Source organism: Citreicoccus inhibens (genome assembly GCF_019039035.1).
Lineage (GTDB): Bacteria > Myxococcota > Myxococcia > Myxococcales > Myxococcaceae > Citreicoccus > Citreicoccus inhibens.
In genome coordinates, this window is the sequence record NZ_JAHNZT010000010.1 from 59,444 (window position 1) to 77,129 (window position 17,686).

General features: G+C 70.7%; 13 protein-coding genes. 1 reads left to right on the forward strand and 12 read right to left on the reverse strand.

The genetic code is table 11. The features are described 5' to 3' along the window. Positions 1 to 5: 5 nt before the first annotated feature. The 3 genes from KRR26_RS14850 to KRR26_RS14860 form a co-directional block, all read right to left on the reverse strand. Entirely contained in the window at positions 6 to 464 is a 459-nt protein-coding gene (locus tag KRR26_RS14850) for a GNAT family N-acetyltransferase (protein ID WP_217080136.1), read from the reverse strand. Between the two features lie 12 nt (positions 465 to 476). Beyond that, positions 477 to 1,871 (reverse strand): undecaprenyl-phosphate glucose phosphotransferase, encoded by a 1,395-nt coding sequence (locus KRR26_RS14855; RefSeq protein WP_120206928.1) that lies wholly within the window; start codon positions 1,869 to 1,871, stop codon positions 477 to 479. Between the two features lie 221 nt (positions 1,872 to 2,092). Continuing rightward, positions 2,093 to 3,226 carry a glycosyltransferase gene (locus KRR26_RS14860; protein ID WP_217080137.1) on the reverse strand — a complete coding sequence of 378 codons (1,134 nt, stop codon included), beginning with the start codon at positions 3,224 to 3,226 and terminating at the stop codon, positions 2,093 to 2,095. Positions 3,227 to 3,371: 145 nt separating this feature from the next. Here KRR26_RS14860 and KRR26_RS14865 point away from each other — a divergent pair, with 145 nt between their 5' ends. Beyond that, a complete protein-coding gene (locus KRR26_RS14865; RefSeq protein ID WP_217080183.1) occupies positions 3,372 to 4,433 on the forward strand; it encodes a glycosyltransferase family 4 protein in 1,062 nt (353 codons plus the stop codon). 8 nt (positions 4,434 to 4,441) lie between these two features. Here KRR26_RS14865 and KRR26_RS14870 read toward each other — a convergent pair whose 3' ends face one another. From KRR26_RS14870 to KRR26_RS14910, 9 genes are all read right to left on the reverse strand, one after another. After that, on the reverse strand, positions 4,442 to 5,737 hold the full coding sequence (locus tag KRR26_RS14870) for an O-antigen ligase family protein (protein ID WP_120206932.1): 1,296 nt from the start codon (positions 5,735 to 5,737) through the stop codon (positions 4,442 to 4,444). A gap of 102 nt (positions 5,738 to 5,839) precedes the next feature. Continuing rightward, positions 5,840 to 6,955 (reverse strand): LptF/LptG family permease, encoded by a 1,116-nt coding sequence (locus tag KRR26_RS14875; protein ID WP_217080138.1) that lies wholly within the window; start codon positions 6,953 to 6,955, stop codon positions 5,840 to 5,842. Further along, positions 6,952 to 8,058: an LptF/LptG family permease gene (locus tag KRR26_RS14880; protein WP_120206937.1), complete on the reverse strand. Its 1,107-nt coding sequence runs from the start codon at positions 8,056 to 8,058 to the stop codon at positions 6,952 to 6,954. The genes KRR26_RS14875 and KRR26_RS14880 overlap by 4 nt, the downstream gene beginning before the upstream one ends. Continuing rightward, positions 8,055 to 9,314: a phosphoribosylamine--glycine ligase gene (gene purD, locus KRR26_RS14885; protein ID WP_120206939.1), complete on the reverse strand. Its 1,260-nt coding sequence runs from the start codon at positions 9,312 to 9,314 to the stop codon at positions 8,055 to 8,057. Before purD ends, KRR26_RS14880 begins: the two co-directional genes overlap by 4 nt. 1 nt (position 9,315) lies before the next feature. After that, complete coding sequence (locus KRR26_RS14890) at positions 9,316 to 12,192, reverse strand: zinc-ribbon domain-containing protein (RefSeq protein WP_217080139.1); 2,877 nt, start codon at positions 12,190 to 12,192, stop codon at positions 9,316 to 9,318. A 4-nt stretch (positions 12,193 to 12,196) separates the two neighbouring features. Then, positions 12,197 to 13,741: a bifunctional phosphoribosylaminoimidazolecarboxamide formyltransferase/IMP cyclohydrolase gene (purH, locus tag KRR26_RS14895; protein WP_120206943.1), complete on the reverse strand. Its 1,545-nt coding sequence runs from the start codon at positions 13,739 to 13,741 to the stop codon at positions 12,197 to 12,199. 107 nt (positions 13,742 to 13,848) lie between these two features. Further along, a complete protein-coding gene (locus KRR26_RS14900) occupies positions 13,849 to 14,337 on the reverse strand; it encodes a sigma factor-like helix-turn-helix DNA-binding protein (RefSeq protein WP_120206945.1) in 489 nt (162 codons plus the stop codon). 49 nt (positions 14,338 to 14,386) lie between these two features. Further along, complete coding sequence (locus tag KRR26_RS14905) at positions 14,387 to 14,911, reverse strand: MerR family transcriptional regulator (RefSeq protein WP_120206947.1); 525 nt, start codon at positions 14,909 to 14,911, stop codon at positions 14,387 to 14,389. A gap of 208 nt (positions 14,912 to 15,119) precedes the next feature. After that, positions 15,120 to 17,675: a protein kinase domain-containing protein gene (locus KRR26_RS14910; RefSeq protein WP_217080140.1), complete on the reverse strand. Its 2,556-nt coding sequence runs from the start codon at positions 17,673 to 17,675 to the stop codon at positions 15,120 to 15,122. Positions 17,676 to 17,686 lie beyond the last annotated feature (11 nt).

Sequence of the window (17,686 nt, forward strand, 5' to 3'; positions counted from 1 at the left end):
CGGGTTCAGGGCGAGCCTCGCCGGTAGAGGTCCGGCGTGTTGACCTCCATGAAGGTCGAGGGATTGCCCAGGGGCTTGAACCCGGACTGCGCATACAGCCCGTGGGCGTCCCGGGTGGCCAAGAGCCACCGCCGCAAGCCCTGTAGCTCGGGGTGGGCCATGATGCAGGTCATCAGCCACTTGCCCAACCCGAGGCCTCGGGTGGACTCGGAGACGAACACGTCCGCGATGTACGCGAACGTGGCGAAGTCCGTTGTCACCCGGGCAAAGCCCACCAGTTCGCCCGAGTCTCGCGCGTAGATCCCGAACGGCAGCGAGTTCGCGCATGCGCGCTGCACCACCTCCAACGGGATGCCCGCCGCCCAATAGGACGTCTGGAGGAACTGGTGCACGCGCGTCACGTCAACCCGGGCGCGGTCTGTGCTGATGACAAAGCCATCCCGCGTCCACTGCTGGATCTGCATCCCGCGACTCCGTCAGTAAGCGTTCTTCGACAAGAAGCCTCCCAGCGCGGTCCGCAGGAGGATCTTCAGGTCCATGAGCAGCGACCAGTTCTCGATATAGTAGAGGTCGTACTCGATGCGCTTCTGAATGGAAGTCTGGCCGCGCAGGCCGTTGACCTGCGCCCAGCCGGTGATGCCCGCCTTCACCTTGTGCCGCAGGTGGTAGCGCGGAATCTGACGCTTGAACTCCTCGATGAACACGGGGCGCTCGGGGCGAGGCCCCACGAGGCTCATGTCGCCGCGCAGGACGTTGAAGAACTGCGGCAGCTCGTCGATGGAGTACTTGCGCAGGAACGTCCCGATGGGCGTGCGACGCGGATCATCCGCGCAGGCCATCGTCGCGCCCTGTACCTCCGCGTCGATGCGCATGGTGCGGAACTTGAGGATGGGGAAGGTGCGTCCATCCATCCCCATGCGCTCCTGGCGGTAGAGCACCGGGCCGCGGCTGGTCAGCTTCACCGCGAACGCCGTCATCAGCATCAATGGCCCGCTCACCAAGACCGCCAGCAGTGAGAAGAGGATGTCGAAGGCGCGCTTGGCCACGCGGCTCCAGCCATCCATCGGGTCGCCCTGAAGGCTGATGATGGGCAGCCCGCCGAACTCCTCCAACCCACCGTACAGCGTGATGTACTGGTAGAGGTCCGGCACGACCTTCACGTCCACCGTGCGCAGCGCCAGCTGCTCCATCAGCGGCTTGACCTGCGCCTGGTCCTCCAGCGGCACCGCGATGATGACCTGATCCACCGGCCGCGAATTCAGCACCGCGTCCACTTCCGCCACGTGGCCAACGACCTGCACGCCGTTGACCCACTGCCCCACCTTCTCCGGGCGCAGCGTCAAAAGACCCGTCACGCGGAAGCCCAGCTCCCTGTGGCCCTCCACCGTCTCGATGACGCGGTGGCCCAGCTCACCCGCGCCGATGACGAGGATGGATTTGAGGTTGAAGCCGCGCCGGCGCACCTCGCTCAGCACCAACCGGAAGGCTAGGCGCGACAGCGAGATGAAGATGAAGGCGTAGAGGACGAAGATGGCCAGCGTCAGGCGCGAGTACCGCTCTCGCGCGAAGTACGTCAGCGCCACCAGGATGAGGGTGGCGGTGATGGTGGCCTTGAAGAGCTCGAACAGCTCGCCCACGTTCGTGCGCGAGCGGTTCGTCGCATACAGGCGCGCCTGCTGGAACGTCACCGGGAAGATGACGAGCACCATGGACAACGAGACGAGCGTCTCGTCCCACGGCGGAATGCCCTCGGTGATGGGCACCACCCCGGAGAAGCGCGTGGCGTAGGCAAGCCCGAACGCCAACGCGAGCATCACCACGTCGGCGGCGACCTTGATGGACGTGTAGAAGCGCTGGAGACGACCGAACACCTCTGTGCTCCCGGGAACAAACCGTTTGAGTGGCCTGCCCCCCTGCAAGACCCACACCCTGGGACCGTCGGGCCGTCATTTCCTGGACAGCCCGGATACGCAGGGCCTCCTAGCATGCCGTTCGTCGTGAAACCAATGGGTTGGCCGGACGAACGACTCGCACTCGGGGTGAGGGATGACGGGGGACCCTCGGGAAGTTGGGGAGGGGACGGACAGCCCTGTCACACCCCTGGGGCGCGCGTGGACACTTTGGCGCGGAGCGCCTCGACCTCGGCCTGGATGCCGCGCTGGAAGCTCGCGCGAGAGAAGCGCTCGGCCTGCGCGCGGGCGTCCTCGGCCCGGAAGCCGGGCTCCCAAGCAGCGAAGCGGTGCACGGTGTCGATGAGGGCCTCGGGGGTCTGCTCGGAGAAGAAGAGACCGGTGCGCTCGGTCACGGTCTCCAGCGCCCCCCCCCGCCCCAGCGCGAGCACGGGGCGCCCTGTCGCCTGGGCCTCCAGGGGCGTGATGCCGAAGTCCTCTTCGGGCGTGAAGATGAGCGCGCGCGCATCGCGATAGAGGGTCGGCAGTGCCTCATCTGGCACGGAGCCCAGGAAGCGGATGTGCGGCGGCAAGGGTCCAGAGGTGAGGCGCGCGGCCTCCTGGCCCGTGCCCACCACCCACAAGGGCGTGTCCAGGTGGCGGAAGGCCTCCAGCGCCACGTCGAGCCGCTTGTAGGGCGCGAACGCCCCGAGCCACAGGAAGTACCCCCCCTGCCCTCCGCCATCCAGCGGCAGCCGCGTGAAGCGTTCCAGTTCCACCGGCGGGTGGACGACGGAGGCCTCGCGGCCCCAGAAGCGACGAATCTTCCCGGCGATGTGGCGGCTGTTCGCGACGAAGCGGTCCACGCCCGCCGCCGTGGTGCGGTCCCACCGCTGGAGGTACGGACGCACGGCTCGCGCCGCCGCGCGCACGGGCACGCTCGCTCGACCCGGGCCGAAGTAGTCATCGAAGAGATCCCACATGTACCGCATGGGCGCGTGCACGTAGCTCAGGTGGGGCACGTCGCTCGGGTGCCGCAGGCCCTTGGCCACGCAGTGGCTGGACGAGAGAACCAGGTCGTAGCGCCCCTCCAGCCGCAGGGACTCGATGGCGCGGGGAAAGAGTGGGAGGAAGTGGCGGTAGCGCGCGTGGATGCCCGGGATGTGCTGGAGGAAGGACGTGATGATGCGTCGCTCCTCGATGCGCGGGGGCTGGCTGCCGGGCTGGTGGACGAGGGTGTAGAGGTCCGCGTCGGGGTACAGCTCGCAGAGGGCGTCGAGGACGCGCTCTCCGCCGCGGTGGGTGACGAGCCAGTCGTGGACGAGGGCGACCTTCACGGGGCGCGCCTTGTAGCACCCAGCGCCGCGCCGCGCCGCCCTTCCCGCCCCAGTCCGCCCGTTCGCGCTCGGGGCACGTGGCGCGCCAGGAGCACCCGCCGTGTGGTAGGGCGGGAGTGTGGCCACCCTCCTCATCGACCTGCGCATGGTGCGAGGCCGCTTGCATGGCATCGCGCGCTACGCGCTGGAGCTGGCGCGTCGCCTGCCCGCGCTCGCCCCGGACCTGCACTTCGCCGCCCTCGCGCCACCCGAGGGCCTGCCCACGGACCTGGGCGAGCTGACGCCGCGAATGCCGGTGCACCGCGCGCTGGCGGGGTTCCTCTCGCCCTGGGAGCAGCCCGCGCTGGCGGCCGACCTGGCACGCCTGTCGCCTCGGCTGTTCCACGCGACGTCGTTCTCGCTGCCCCTGCTGTGGCGCGGCACGCTGGTCGCCACGCTGCATGACGCCAACCACGTCGCGCTGCCGGAGAACTACTCGCCCGCCCAGGCCCTCTACTACCGCGCGATCGTCGGCCCGAGGGCGCGCCGGGCCTCCGCGCTCCTCACCGTGTCCGAGTTCTCACGCGAGGAACTCGCGCGTCACCTGGGCCTGTCCCCGTATCGCATCCAGGTCATCCACAATGGCGTGGACGCGCGCTTCCAGCCGCCGTCCGCCAGCGAGGCGCGGGCCTTCCGCGAGCGCCATGAGCTGCCCGCCCGCTACGTGGCCGCGGTGGGCAACGCCAAGGCCCACAAGAACCTCGCCCTCCTGCGGCACGTGGCCCCCGAGCTGCCCGTGCCCGTGGTCCTCCTGGCGGGCCGGGGCGCGGTGGCGCACGAGTTGGGGCTGCACGAGAACGTGGTGGACCTGGAGGAGCTTCCCGAGTCCGACATGCCGCTGTTCTACGGCGCGGCGGCGGCGCTCTTGCTGCCCTCGAAGTACGAGGGATTTGGCCTGCCCGCCCTGGAGGCCATGGCCACGGGCTGTCCCGCGCTCGTGGCGGATGCGACGTCGCTGCCCGAAGTGGTGGGGAACGCGGCCGTGCGCCTGCCCCCAGATGACGTCCAGGCATGGAAGGACGCGACGCTGCGCATCCTCCGGGACGAGCCCCAGCGTCGCGAGCTCATCGAGCTGGGGCGCGAGCGCGCCGCGCGCTTCACCTGGGACGACTGCGCGGTGCGCACGCTGGCGACCTACCGGCGCGCGCTGGCGACCACGCCAGGCTGAGTCCACCGCTACGCGCGGGGACCATCCGCGCTGGAGTGGGCCTCGCCACGAAGCACTTCACTGCCATCGGCCAATCCCAGGCCCCAGACGAACATGAACGACAGGTGCACGCTGGGGTGGAATGGCAGGTAGTGCACCAGCGCCAGCACGTGGAAGCCCACGAAGGACAGCAGCGCGCCCGTGGCCGCGAGCGAACCCGCGCGGTGCCTGCGAACCAGCGCGCGCGCCAGGGCCCCGTGCATCAGCGCGAGCAACACCAGACCCACCAGCCCCGTCTCCGCCCAGGCCGTCAGCCACAGGTTATGGGAGTCCGTGGCCAGGAGGTCCGTGATGCCCGTCTCCGCCTGCGTCGCGAGGGCCGCCGGCTTGTGGTTGCCGAAGCCCACGCCCACGAGCGGATGCTCGCGCACGAGCTGCCAGCCCACGGACATCGCCAGCGAGCGCTCGCCGCTGCCGAACAGGTTGTCCACCGCCTTGGCGAAGCGCTCGCGCCACGCGGGGGTCACCGCCACGGCGACCACCATCGCCATGGCCACCACCAGGCCCGCGCGACGGGGCGTCCCGCGCAACAGGAGCAGCAGCGCCAGCACGCACACGCCCAGCGCCGCGCCCAGAGCAGCCCGCGCGAACGCGCCGTAGAGAGAGACGAGCAGGCCCATCACCACCGCGCCCGCCAGCAGGCGGCGGCGCAGTGAGCGCGCCTCACCCAGCACCGCGAGAGCAGGCCCCAGCGCGGCGATGGCGCCGTGTGCGAAGCGCAGGCGGTGGAAGAAGAAGCCCCCGGCGGCATAGCGCGGCTCGTCTTCCGTGCCGAAGTTCTCGTGCAGCCGCGACAGGTTGAGCTTGAGGAATCCAGGCGGCTCCCACGGCCAGCGCACGCGGTGCTGGAAGAAACCAAGCGCTGCCGCCACGAGCCAGCCACCCGCGACGATGGCCGCCAACAGGAGCCACGGCACGCCCAGCGTCCCCACGCACGCCACCGCCGCGCCCGCCACGGTGTCGAGCGACTGTCCATAGCGCGCACCGCGAGGCCACTTCGAGGCCGCGCCCGTCATCAAGGCCACCGCCGGAGACACGAGCTGCCACCCGCACAGCGCCACGCTGGCCAGGACGAAGGCGCGCACATCCGACGCGAGCCGCAGACGTCGCGACACCGCGAGCCAGAGCGCCACCGCCGTGCACAACACCGCGCCAGCTTGGAGCACCGCTTCAGCGAGGACGAGCCCCACCGCGTACAGGCCCAGGACGAAGGAGACAAGGCGACCCAGGCGAGCGCTGGAGGGACGAAGGTGTTCAGGGTTCATGGCGGGCCTCACCCACGCGAGGCGCCGCGCAGGCTACCTCACCGCCAGCCGTCGTCGCGGATGTCGTGAACGCCCCCCCGCCAGATGGATGGGAGGAGCGGACTAGCGCAAGGCGAACCAACGACGCGGCAGGTGGACCCAACCCTCGCCGCGCAGCCACAGGGCGGCGGCGGCCACGGACAACAAGAACATCGGCATCCAGGCCGCCACCGAGGGCGACAGCCGCTCGGAGAGCACCAGCGTGCGGCAGATGACGATGAGGCCCCACATCGCCACGGTGATGAGCAGCCCCTCGACGATGGCGGCGGTCAGGTGGCCTCGGCGGCTCGTACGCAGCGCGAGCCCCACGGCCAGCAGCGCGGCCGGCAGCCCGGCCAGCGAGTAGGCAAAGCGGCTGTGCATCGCGAGCTCGTACTGGCGCGTGTCCAGGCCCACCTCCGCGCGCGCCACCACCTGCTCGCGCAGCTCGCGCACCCGCATCTGCTCGGGCCGCCCCGGACGGATGCGGAACGTGCGCGCGCCCACGCCCAGGTCCACTTCGCGGGATGCGTCCTGCCGGACCTGCGTGTGCCCGTCGTCCGTGAAGGAGCGCTCGATGACGTCCGTCAGCTCCCAGCGCGTCCCGTCCACGGACTGCATGTGGGCCGCGTCCAGCCGACTGCGCAGCCGGAAGTCCTTCGTGAGCGTGAGGACAGAGACGTTGTCGAAGCCGCCCTGCGCGTCCCCCCCCCGCAGGAAGAAGATCTGATTGCCCCGGCGGAACCACTGCTTCGGCGTGTAGTAGAGGCCCCAGTCGCCCCAGCGATTGAAGCGCTGGGTGGTGATGTCGTCCACGCGGCGCCCGGCATGCGTGGCCACCCGCTCCTCGAAGAACACGAGCCCCACGCACGCCACTGCCGCACACACGCCAATCGGGACATAGAGCGCTGACGGCCCGAAGGTGAGCGCGCGCATCGCCGTCACCTCGCCCCGCTTGCGCAGCGAGGACACCGTGGTCCCCGCGGCCAACAGCAGCGCCGCGGGCCCGAGCTGCTGCACGGCCACCAGCCCCTTGTAGCCATACAGCTTCATCACGTCCCACACCCAGCCCTCGCCGCCATACGCCTTCGCTCGATCGACGAAGTCCACGACGAGGAACACCGCCACCACGCCCGCCAGGATGCCCACGAAGCTGAGCAGGTACGTGCGCAGCACGTAGCCGAAGAGCGTGCCCTTCACCGCACCGTCCCCGAGCGACTCACGCGCACCATCGCCACCACGCCCAACACCATGAACAGCACGTTGGCGAGCTGCCCCGACAGCAGCACCGGCATCTTCCCCTGCTGGCCGAGCTGCTCGAACGCGCGGCTCAGCAGGTAGTACAGGACGTATCCACCCAACGTGAGCAAGTAGCCCCAGGCCCGTCCCGCCTGCCGTCGCCCGATGGCGAGCGGCGTGGCCAGGAGCGCGAACGCAACGGGCGCGAGGGCATTGCCCCACCGGCTGTGCAGCGCCATCAAGAAGGGCTTGGGGTCCTCTTGCCGCTCCTCCGCGTCCCTGGCCGCGGCGATCAACTCCACGGGCGTCAGCTCCTCCTTCGGCGAGCGGAAGCGGTTGCGCCGCGTGAGCGAGCCTCCGATGCCCACGTTCATCTCCGCCCGCTCGAAGCCGACGACGCTGTAGTCCACTGAAGAGCGATTGGCCCGGTGCACCTCGCCCTCCTCCAGCGCGATGGTGAGCCCCTCGCCTTTCGACGCTCCCACCTTCCCGCGATGCGCGAGCACCAGCAAAGGAGCGCTCGGGTCACGGTCGTCATGGAGCAGGACGTTCGTCCATGCGCCCCCGGGCGTGACTCGCTCCGCGTACAGCGTCAGGTCGCTCAGGTCCTCGTAGAACACGCCGGACTTCACGTCACCGGCGACGTTCTTCTGGATGACCTCGTTGACCAGCTCCTTCACGCTGGTGAGCCCCCACGGCTCCGCGGTGGACGTGAGCAGCCCCATGAGCGCGCTGAGCACCAACCCCACGCCCAGCGGCGCCGCCAGCAGCTGCATGGGCCCGATGCCCAGGGCCTGGAGCGCGGTCAACTCCCGGTCCTCGCCCAGCCGCCCCAGCCCCAGCAGGATGGCCAGCAGGAAGGCGATGGGCAGCGCCATCACCAGGAAGTGCGGCGACAGGTACGCGATGAGCCGCCCCAGGTCCCCCAACGTCACCGCGGATCCAAGCAGCACCTCCGTGCCGCGCAGGAACTGCATGACGAAGAGCAACAGGAACATGAACGCCAGCCACACCGCGAGGGGGACCAGCAGCTCCCGGAGCAGGTAGCGCGCAAGCAGCTTCACGGACTCGCCCGGAGCCCCCGCGCGCCAATGTCCGAGCGGAAGTGCATGCCCTCGAAGCGCACCGCCGACACGGCCGCGTAGGCCCGCTCACGCGCCTGCACGAGGTCATCGCCCCGCGCGCACACCGTGAGCACCCGGCCACCCGCCGTCACCAGGTCGCCTTCCTTCTGCGCCACGCCCGCCAGGAACACCCTGCCGTCGGCCGGCACCGCGTCCAGCCCGTCGATGCGCTGGCCCTTGCGCGGCGCCTCGGGATAGCCCTCCGCCGCCATCACCACGCCCACCGACACCCCGGGCCGCTGAACCAACGGGCGCGACACCAACGTCCCTCGCGCGCAGGCATCCAGCAGGGGCAGCAGGTCCTCGCCGAGCTGGAGCATCAACACCTGCGTCTCCGGGTCTCCGAAGCGCGCGTTGAACTCCAGCACCTTGGGCCCGCTCTTCGTCAGCATCAGCCCGGCGTAGAGCACGCCGCGCAGGGGTGTGCCGCGCGCCTTCAGCGCCGCCAGCGTGGGCGCGATGACGCGCTCGCCCGCCTCGATGAGCGCGTCGCCGGTGAGGAACGGCACGGGGCAGTACGCGCCCATGCCTCCCGTGTTGGGGCCCGCGTCACCGTCCCCCACCCGCTTGTGGTCCTGCGACAGGGGTAGCAGCACGTAGCGCTCGCCGTCGCAGAGAGCCATGAGCGACACCTCCTCGCCCTCGAGCAGCTCTTCCAGGACCATGCGCTGGCCCGCCGAGCCCATGGCGCCCACCGCGCGAACCCCCTCGCGAGCGGTCGCGACATCCGGCGCCACGATGACGCCCTTGCCCGCCGCGAGTCCGTCCGCCTTCACCACGATGCGGCCCTGGGCGACTGCGTAGGCCTCCGCCTCGGCCACGTCCGTGAACACGCGGAAGGCCGCGGTGGGCACCCCCGCCTCGGCCATGATCTCCTTGGCGAAGGCCTTGGAGCCCTCGATGCGCGCGGCGGCCGCCACGGGCCCGAAGCAGGGGATGCCCGCGGCACCGAGCGCATCCGCCACGCCCGCCACCAGCGGCGCCTCCGGGCCCACCACCACCAGGTCCACCTTCTCCGCGCGCGCCAGCGCGACGACGGCCTCGGGGGACTCGGCGTTCACCGGCACGTTGGTGCCCCACTGCGCGGTGCCCGGGTTGCCGGGAGCGCACAGCAGCTTCGTGAGCCGGGGGCTCTGGGACAGCTTCCACGCGAGCGCGTGCTCACGTCCACCCGAGCCAAGCAGCAGGACCTTCACGTCAACCTCGCTGGTTCAACAGATAGAGCAACCGCTTGGCGGGGAGGTTCTCCGCGTCCAACCCCACCACGCGCAAGAGCGTCGCGCTCGAAGTCGCCGGATGCGTGTCCACCTCCAGCTCCGCCAGCTTCACCTGCGCGGTCACGAGCGACTGCGACAACCGGAGCGCCTCGCGCAGCGAACGCTTGGCGGGCTCGACCTGACGCGCATCGGCCAGCGCGAGCCCCAGCGCCAGATGCGCCACGGGAAGCTGCCGGCCCACCGTCACGGCTTGCGTCGCCAGGGAGCGCGCCGCCGTCGCATTGCCCGCGCGCAGCGCGATGAGCGCGCGGTATGCCAGCGCGTTCGCGTTGTTGCTGTCCACCTCGAGCACGGCCTTGAAGTGGCGCTCCGCCACGTCCACCGCGCCCTGCTCGAAGCGCAAGAGGCCCTCGTACAGCAGGGGACGCACGTCCTCCGGGTGTCCCTCGCCGAGCGCGAGGATGACGCCCTCGATCCCCTCCAGCGTGTCCTCGGGACGCAGCCAGAAGCGCGTCACCGCGGGCCGAGGCGCCAGCCGCAGCGGATCCGCGTCCTGCGCCTGGAAGAGAATACGGAAGGTCTCGTCCCGTCGGGTCCCGCCAGCCGCCGCCGCCACGCCCGCCAGCAGCTTCGCGTCCAGCCTCCGCGCGTCCAACTCCACCGACTGCTGGAAGCGCTCCAGCGCCTCGGCGGGCTTCTTCTCCAGGAGCAGCACGCGGCCCTCCAGGAGCTTCTCGAGCGCGGCGTCCTCCAAGCGTCCCTGGCAGGCCGCCCAGTGCGTGCGCGCCTTGGCCACATCCTTGGCTGAATCCTTCCGGCCCAGCGCGACCAACAGGAGCTGCAGGTGCGCCTCGGGCAGATTGGGCATCAGGCCCAGGGCCTCGTCCGCGGCCTTCACCGCGGCCTCTGCATTGCCCGCCGTCCGCTCCGCCGCCGCCAGATGCGCGAGCACCTCGGCGACCTCACGCGGGGCATAGCGAGCGCGGCCCTTCAGCAGCGCGCGAAGCTCTCGCGCCGCGGCGCCGGGACTTCCTTCGCCCTGGTAGCGCAGCACCGCGAGCGCCAGCGGAGCCCGCAGGTCTCCCGTCTGCGACTTCACGCGAGCCTCGTACAACCGCCGCGCCTCGGCCGGCTCGCCCACTTCCTGGTAGATGCGCGCGAGCGCCGCCAGGCTGTCCCAGTCCGTGGGGTCCAGCTCCAGCCGCTTGCGCAGCTTCTCCAGCGCGAGCGAGTACTCGCCCGCGGCCTCGTGCGCGAGCGCACGGTAGAAGTGCACGCGCTTGAGGTCCGGCGCCAGCTCCAGCGCCGAGTCGAACCGCTCGCGGGCCAGCTCCTTCGACGTGGACAGGTACGCGCGCCCCAACACCAGGTACGCCTCGGCCTTCTGCGCCGGCGTGGCCGTCTTCAAGGCCAGCACCGAGTCAGCCAGCGTGCGCGCCCGCTCCCACAGTTCCGGCTGGCGCGTGCGCGTGAGCAGCAGGTTCGCGTGGGCCACCAGCAGCGCCGGCAGATGGTCCGTGCGGCCTTCCGAGGCCTCCACCAGCGCGCGCGCCTCCTGGAACGTAGCCTCATCCATGCCCGCGCCCTGGCCCAGCGCCACGGACTGGACATAGCCGGCCACGGCCGCGTCGTTGTTCGGGTCCAACAGCAGCGCCTGCTGGAAGGACTCCTCCGCCTCCGCGTACGCGCGCCGCTGCTCCCTGGCCAGCAGGGCCACGCCCTCGGCGTACTGCTCCTCGCTGGTGCCCGACAGGTCGAGGTACTGGAGGCGCCAGCGCCCCAGCGCCGCCTCGATGGCCTCGGGAACCGCCTGCGAGCGCGCCGCCGTCGCCCCCTTCCCCGCTTCGAGCTGACGCGGCTTCAGGACGAAGAAGTACCCACCCGCGCCCGCGGCCCCGAGCAACAGGACGCCCAGCGCCACCCATGGGCCCTTGCCGCGGCCCGAGTCGAGCCGGGCCACCCGCGCCGGCGCGACCGCCACATGCGAGCTCCGGGTGATGGTCCGAGCCCCGCTGCGAGGCTCGGCCCCCAGCGCGGGAGCCGGCGCGGCCCGAGAGCCACTCCGAGGCTCCACGCTCAGCGCGGGCGCATCGCCGTCCGGCGCCGACAACAGCGGAAGATCCAGGTCCGACCCCGGCGCCGAGCGAGCGACGACCGCGGGCGACGGAGCCGGCGCTCGCTGCCGGCAGTCATCACACATCCCGAGGGCCTGATCGAACGGATCCGTCAACGGCTTGCCGCACGTGCGGCATCCCGAAGTGGCCTCGACCTGGGCCGGGGCGGCGGCAACGGGAGCGGGGGTTCGCTGGCCCAGCGAGACGACGACCGCCGGCGCGGTGCGTCCCGACACGGGCGCGGGCGGCAGCTCCTGCGGCGGCGGGCCCAGGAAGTCGAGCAACGGATCGCCCGACGACGCGGCTGGCGGCGCGCCCAAGTCCGCGAACGGATCCGCCTGCGCCGCACCCGGCCCCTGAGGCGCGGGCGCGGCGAAGTCCGCGAAGGGGTCCGCCTGGGCCACCGGAGTCCGGGGGGCGGCACGGGGCGCGGGAGCAGCCCGTCCCCCCGCGCCCGGCGAGGCACCCGGCCGAGGACCACTGCGAGGCTCGGGGCTCAGCGTGGGCGGCGCGGCGCCTCCGCTGCTTCGCGGCTCGGCACCCAACGCGGGCGCGGCGGCGCTGTCGGGATTACTCCGAGGCTCGGCCCCGAGGGCCGGAGCCCCCGCGGCCGAAGCCGTGGGGTCTCGCTTGACGAGCTGGAGGTGCCGACAGCGCGGGCACTGGGCACGGACACCCTTGGGCGAGATCAACCGATCGTCGATCGCGTAGGCGGCCGCGCATTTCTGACAGACGATGCGCATGGATTCAGTGGCGGAAGTGTCGCACTCCCGTCACCACCATGGCCATCCCCTGTTCGTCCGCGGCGGCGATAACCTCCGCGTCACGCACCGAACCTCCTGGGTGGATGACAGCCGTGGCCCCGGCTCGGGCCGCCGCGTCGAGTCCGTCCCGGAAGGGGAAGAAGGCGTCCGAGGCCACGGCGCTCCCCTTGAGCGCCTCGCCGCCCCGGGACTGGGCGATGCGCACCGAGTCCACCCGGTTCGTCTGCCCGCCGCCTTGCGCCAAGAGCTGCGCCTCCGAGGCGAAGACGATGGCGTTGCTCTTCACGTGCTTGCAGACCTTCCACGCGAAGCGCAGCGCCCGCTCCTCGTCCGGCGTGGGGGCGCGCTTGGAGACGACCTTCCATTCCAGCGGCGGCTCCACGGCGTCGCGGTCCATCAGCAGCAGCCCGCCCGACACGCTGCGCCCATCCAGCTGAGCGCGCGGACGCGCGGTGGCAGACGCCAGCGCGGGGCCCGCCTCCAGCAGCCGCAGGTTCTTCTTGGTCGCCAGCACCTGGAGCGCGGCCGGCGAGTACGACGGCGCGATGACCGCCTCCAGGAAGGTCTCCGCCATGGCCTTCGCCACGGACTCGTCGACCTCCCGGTTGAGGGCGACGATGCCGCCGAACGCGGACACCTCGTCCACCTTGCGCGCGGTGCGGTACGCCGTCTCCAGCGAGTCATCCACCGCCACGCCACACGGGGTGTTGTGCTTGATGATGACGGCGCACGGCCGCTCGGGGAACTCGAGGACGAGCCCCAGCGCCGCGTCCAGGTCCAGGATGTTGTTGTACGAGAGTTCCTTGCCCTGGAGCACCTTCGCGAACGCCACCGTCGGCTCGGGCGGAGCCAGGCGCTCGCGGTAGAAGGCGCCGCGCTGGTGGGGGTTCTCGCCGTAACGCAGGCCCTGGGCCTTCTCGAACGTGAGCGACAGCTCCTCGGGGAACGGCTCGCCCGCCTGCGAGGACAACCACCCGGAGATAGACGCGTCGTAGGCCGCGGTGTGCGCGAAGGCCTTGCGCATCAGGCGGCGACGGGTCGCCTCACCGACCGCCTTGCCCGCCTCCAGCTCGGCCAGCACCGCCGGATAGTCATCCGGATCCACCACCACGGCGACGTGCTTGAAGTTCTTCGCGGACGCGCGGACCATCGCCGGACCGCCGATGTCGATCTGCTCGATGATCGCGTCCTCGGACGCGCCCGAGGCCACCGTCTGGCGGAACGGATAGAGGTTCACGGCCACGAGCGAGATGGGCTCGATGCGGTTGGCCGCCATCTCCGCCCGGTCGCTCTCCAAGTCGGGGCGACCCAGGAGTCCACCGTGAATACGGGGATGCAGCGTCTTCACCCGGCCGCCAAGAATCTCGGGGCTCTGGGTGTGCTCGGAGACCTGCGTCGCGGGGACCCCCGCGCCCTTCAAGGTCTCCAGCGTGCCCCCGGTGGACAGGAGGCGGAAGCCCAACCGAACCAGGCCTTGGGCAAAGGGAACCAGACCGCGTTTGTCGGAAACGCTCAGTAGGGCCAGCACGTCTGCGCCTCGGTTTGCGGGAGGCGGCGGTCCTAGCAACCACCCCCCAGGGTGTCAACGCAACACGTTGGACACCCGTCCGCAGGCGACACCACGCTCGACTCCCCTCAGGGCTTGCGAGCGGACACAGGAGGATCGGTCTCGGTGGCCTCGCGCAGCTTCATGAGCCCGCGCGTTTCCACCTGACGAATGCGCTCGCGCGTGAGGTTCATGATCTCCCCCACCTCCTCGAGCGTGATGCCCCCCTTCTCCGCCACGTCCAGGGCGCAGGTGTGCTCCAGCTCCCAGATCTCCTTGTCCGGGAAGTTCAGCTTGATGGAGCCCGTCTCGGGGTTCACGTCCAAGTAGAGGTTGTGCTTGCAGGAGACGAAGAGGCACGGACGCGGGCCGTTGACGCAGTCCGCGCGCGTGCGCGGGCGCTCGTCATCCACGGTCTTGAGGAGGTCACCCTCCTCCGGGTCCAGCTGGCCCGCGAGCCGGCGACGGCGCAGGTCCCTGGCCATCTCCTTGCGCGACATCGTCTTGGAGCGGCGGCGCTCCGCGGGCTGCTCCTCCGCTTCTCCCCCATCGCCCTCTAGCTGCTTCACTTCCGACATGTCCCCTCCAGAATCTTTGGAGTCTATCCGGTTCCCTGGGGCCGGCATTCTATTGCGAACGGATCGTTTCGTCTTCGCGAGCCGTGACAGCGCTGCCTAGCCGGGCCACATCCCGGACCAGATCCTGCGCTCTTTGCCTCAGCGTTGCCAACTCCGCCTCGAGCACACGCCGGTGTGACCCGGCCGAACTCCGCTCCCCCAGCTCCTCCTGAAAGCCATCGAGCACCTCGGCCAGATCGCGCTCCAACTGGTCGATGTGGTTGCGGTGAAACACGAACGAGCGGCGGATGTCCTCCAGGGTGTGCCCCTCCGCCATCATCCGCTTGATGACATTGATGCGGCGCACAGCTTCCACCGGATAGAGCCCGAGGCTCCCCTGGTGCTTGCCCTTGCGCCCCACCCGACGGCTGCGCGGTAGCAGGCCAGCCTGGACGTACTTGCGAAACGTCGCCTCCGAGAGGCGAACCCCCCGAGGTCGAAAGATTTCCAGGATGGCCGTCGCGGGCAGCCCCCCCGCGTTCTCGCGCTCGATGCGTTCGAGCTCGTCGGGGTCGAGCAACTCCATGGATTCCATTGAATATAACCTACTGAATGGAGCGCATGTGTGCCAGAACGGCCCCATCGGTGTCAAGGTGGACCAGGACGAAGGGCGAGCAGGCGTGACGACGCGCACGCGACGAGGAAGACCTCGACGCAACGAGTCAGATCGCGACTGGAGACGGCACGGGCCGGAGCGGCGGAGGGCTCACGCTCGCGTCACGCCTCCGTGAAGTGCGAAGGACTCAGCGCCCGGTGGTGGCGCGGAAGTCTCGCGACACGGAGCCGTTGGCGGGGATGGTGACGGTGAGCGACTTGGCGCCGCTCGGGTGTTCGAAGGTGAGCCGATAGGTGCCCGCGGTGAGGCGGTACGACGCCAGGCCCTGCACCTCGCCCAGACGTTTCCCGTCGAGGAAGACGGTGGCGTACGGCGAGGCGCGCAGTTTGAGGGTGCCCAAGGCCACCACTCCCGCATCTGCTGGAGCGGACGCCTCGGTGGGCGACTTCGCGTTCGGACGCCGAGGCTCGTCAGCGAGGGCGGACTCGCGCTTGAGGCCCTCGACCTCGGCGTCGGACTCCGACGCGGTCTTCCCCTGCTCCGTGGAACTGCTCGGTTGAGTGGGGACAGCTGGAGCGGACTCACCCGGCTTCGTCGGGTGCGCAACGGTGTCCGCCCGAGGGGTGACGATTGGAGCGGACTCGGTCGGCTTCGCCTGTTGCGCGGCGTGTTCGGGCGCCGCGTCCGTGCTCGCCACGACGGTGGGCGACTTCGCGGACGGCGCCATGGGAGACCCACCTTGCGATGCGTCCGAGGTGCGCGTCCGCGGAATGGCCACGAACCCGACGAGCGCCGCGAGCCCGAGCGCGCCCGCGCCGAGCCAGGGCCACGCCTTGCGGCCCTTCGACGCCGCGAGCGAAGAGACCGCGGCCGGAGTCAATTCCGAGGCAACTGCTGCGTTCGGCCCCTGCGCGCGGGGGGAGCCGGCTTCACTGGGTCGTGATGACTGAACCGCCGGAGCGCCAACCACCTCCAGGAGCGACGGCTTCGAGACATCCCCAGGTGCTCCGCGCGAATGCGCAGACGAGCCTGCGGCAGCGGCGACGCCCCCCTCCGCTGCGACCGGAACGCCGCCCTTGCCTGCCAGCGCGACCTGCCCCGCAGAGGAGGCATCGGCCTCACCCGAATGCCGTCCCGGCGCTGCGGATGCATCGGACCCACTCGAATGGCTTCCCTCTGAGACCGGAGCACCGGCGCTACCCGAATGCCGCCCCGACGCTGCGGATGCATCAGCCCCACGGGAGTGGCGTCCCTCTGCGGCCTGTTCACCGGCCCCCTGCTTGAGTTCTGCCGGCTTTGAAGGACTCTCGGGCCGACGCGGGAGCTCGGCTTGCGCCGCGCCCACACCGGCATTCGCGTGTTCGAGTGATGCATCCGCGCGGAGGCCTTGCGCGCCTTCCCTCAATGCCGGCACCGAAATGGTCGACGCATCTTCGCCGCGAGGCGTGCGCTCAGCCGCTCCTCGGTCCGCCTGCGCCGCATCGGGAGGGCCCGCTCGCACCGCGGCGATCGGCGCGGCCACGGGCGGCAGCGCAGCGGCCGCGCCTCCCGCGGGGCGCACCGACAGACGCACCGCGGGCAGCGGCATCATTGGCGTCGCAGCGGGAGGAAGCTCCGGAGATCCATCCTCGCGACGCGGCAACACCACCGTGGCCGCGTCCACATCTTCATCTGGAGAGAGCCGCGAGGACGCGAGGGGACGCTCGCGCCCGGGCCGCATCACCGCCGTGGGCTCCCGCGCCACGGGAACGACCGGCGACTCCACGCCGCCCTGCCCCACTTGAGAGCGGTCGCGCACCGCGGGCAGCGCCACATACGTGGCGGCCTCGGGGAACAGGCGGCGCAGGAACATTCCCACGTTCGTGTCATCCACCGAACGCGCATGCTGGAGCGCGCTCTGCGCCAACGCCCGCTCCAGCTCCGAGGCGGTCTGGAAGCGTGCGTTCGGGTCGCGCTGGAGCGCTCGCATCACCGCGGCATCCAGGTCCGCGGGCACGTCGGGATTGAGCCGAGCCGGCGGCGGAATCAGCGAGTGCTGCACCGCGCGCAGCACCGCCACCTCGGAGTCGCCGTCGAAGAGGCGGCCGCCCGTGAGCATCTCCCACAGCACCACGCCCAGCGCGAAGATGTCCGTGCGCGCGTCCACCGCTTCGCCCCGAGCCTGCTCGGGCGACATGTACGCGAACTTGCCCTTGAGAACGCCCGGCTGTGACAGCCGGTTGCCCGCCTTCGCGATTCCAAAGTCCGTCAGCTTCACGGCGCCATCGAAGGACAGCAGCACGTTGTGCGGCGTGACGTCGCGGTGCACGAGGTGGAGGTGCTCGCCGTTGATCTTCAGGCGATGCGCCGCGTGCAGCGCCCGAGCGATCTCCGCGCCCATGTACGCCACCAGCGTCGGCGGGATGGGCGTCAGGTGCTCCTTGCACCGCTTGCGCAGCTCCCACAGCGAGCAGCCTCGCACGTACTCCATGGCCAGGTAGTACGTGTCCTCGTGCTTGTCGAAGTCGAAGATCTGCACCACGTTGGCGTGGTTCAGCCGCGAGGCCAGCCGCGCCTCCGCGATGAACATCTGCACGAACTCGGAGTCGCTCGCCAGGAACGCGCGCACGCGCTTGATGACGACTTCCTTCTCGAAACCCTCGGGCCCTCGGGCCGTGCACAGATAGATCTCCGCCATGCCGCCCTCGGCGAGCTTGCGGCGGACGACGTACTTCCCAATGCGGGTCCCAGCTTCGAGCGTCACGCGGGCATCCG

Excerpts from the sequence above, each read along its gene's own strand:
- KRR26_RS14850 (WP_217080136.1), bottom strand. The coding sequence starts at position 464 with ATGCAGATCCAGCAGTGGACGCGGGATGGCTTTGTCATCAGCACAGAC.
- KRR26_RS14865 (WP_217080183.1), top strand. The coding sequence starts at position 3,372 with ATGGTGCGAGGCCGCTTGCATGGCATCGCGCGCTACGCGCTGGAGCTG.
- KRR26_RS14870 (WP_120206932.1), bottom strand. The coding sequence starts at position 5,737 with ATGAACCCTGAACACCTTCGTCCCTCCAGCGCTCGCCTGGGTCGCCTT.
- KRR26_RS14890 (WP_217080139.1), bottom strand. The coding sequence starts at position 12,192 with ATGCGCATCGTCTGTCAGAAATGCGCGGCCGCCTACGCGATCGACGAT.
- KRR26_RS14900 (WP_120206945.1), bottom strand. The coding sequence starts at position 14,337 with ATGTCGGAAGTGAAGCAGCTAGAGGGCGATGGGGGAGAAGCGGAGGAG.
- KRR26_RS14905 (WP_120206947.1), bottom strand. The coding sequence starts at position 14,911 with ATGGAATCCATGGAGTTGCTCGACCCCGACGAGCTCGAACGCATCGAG.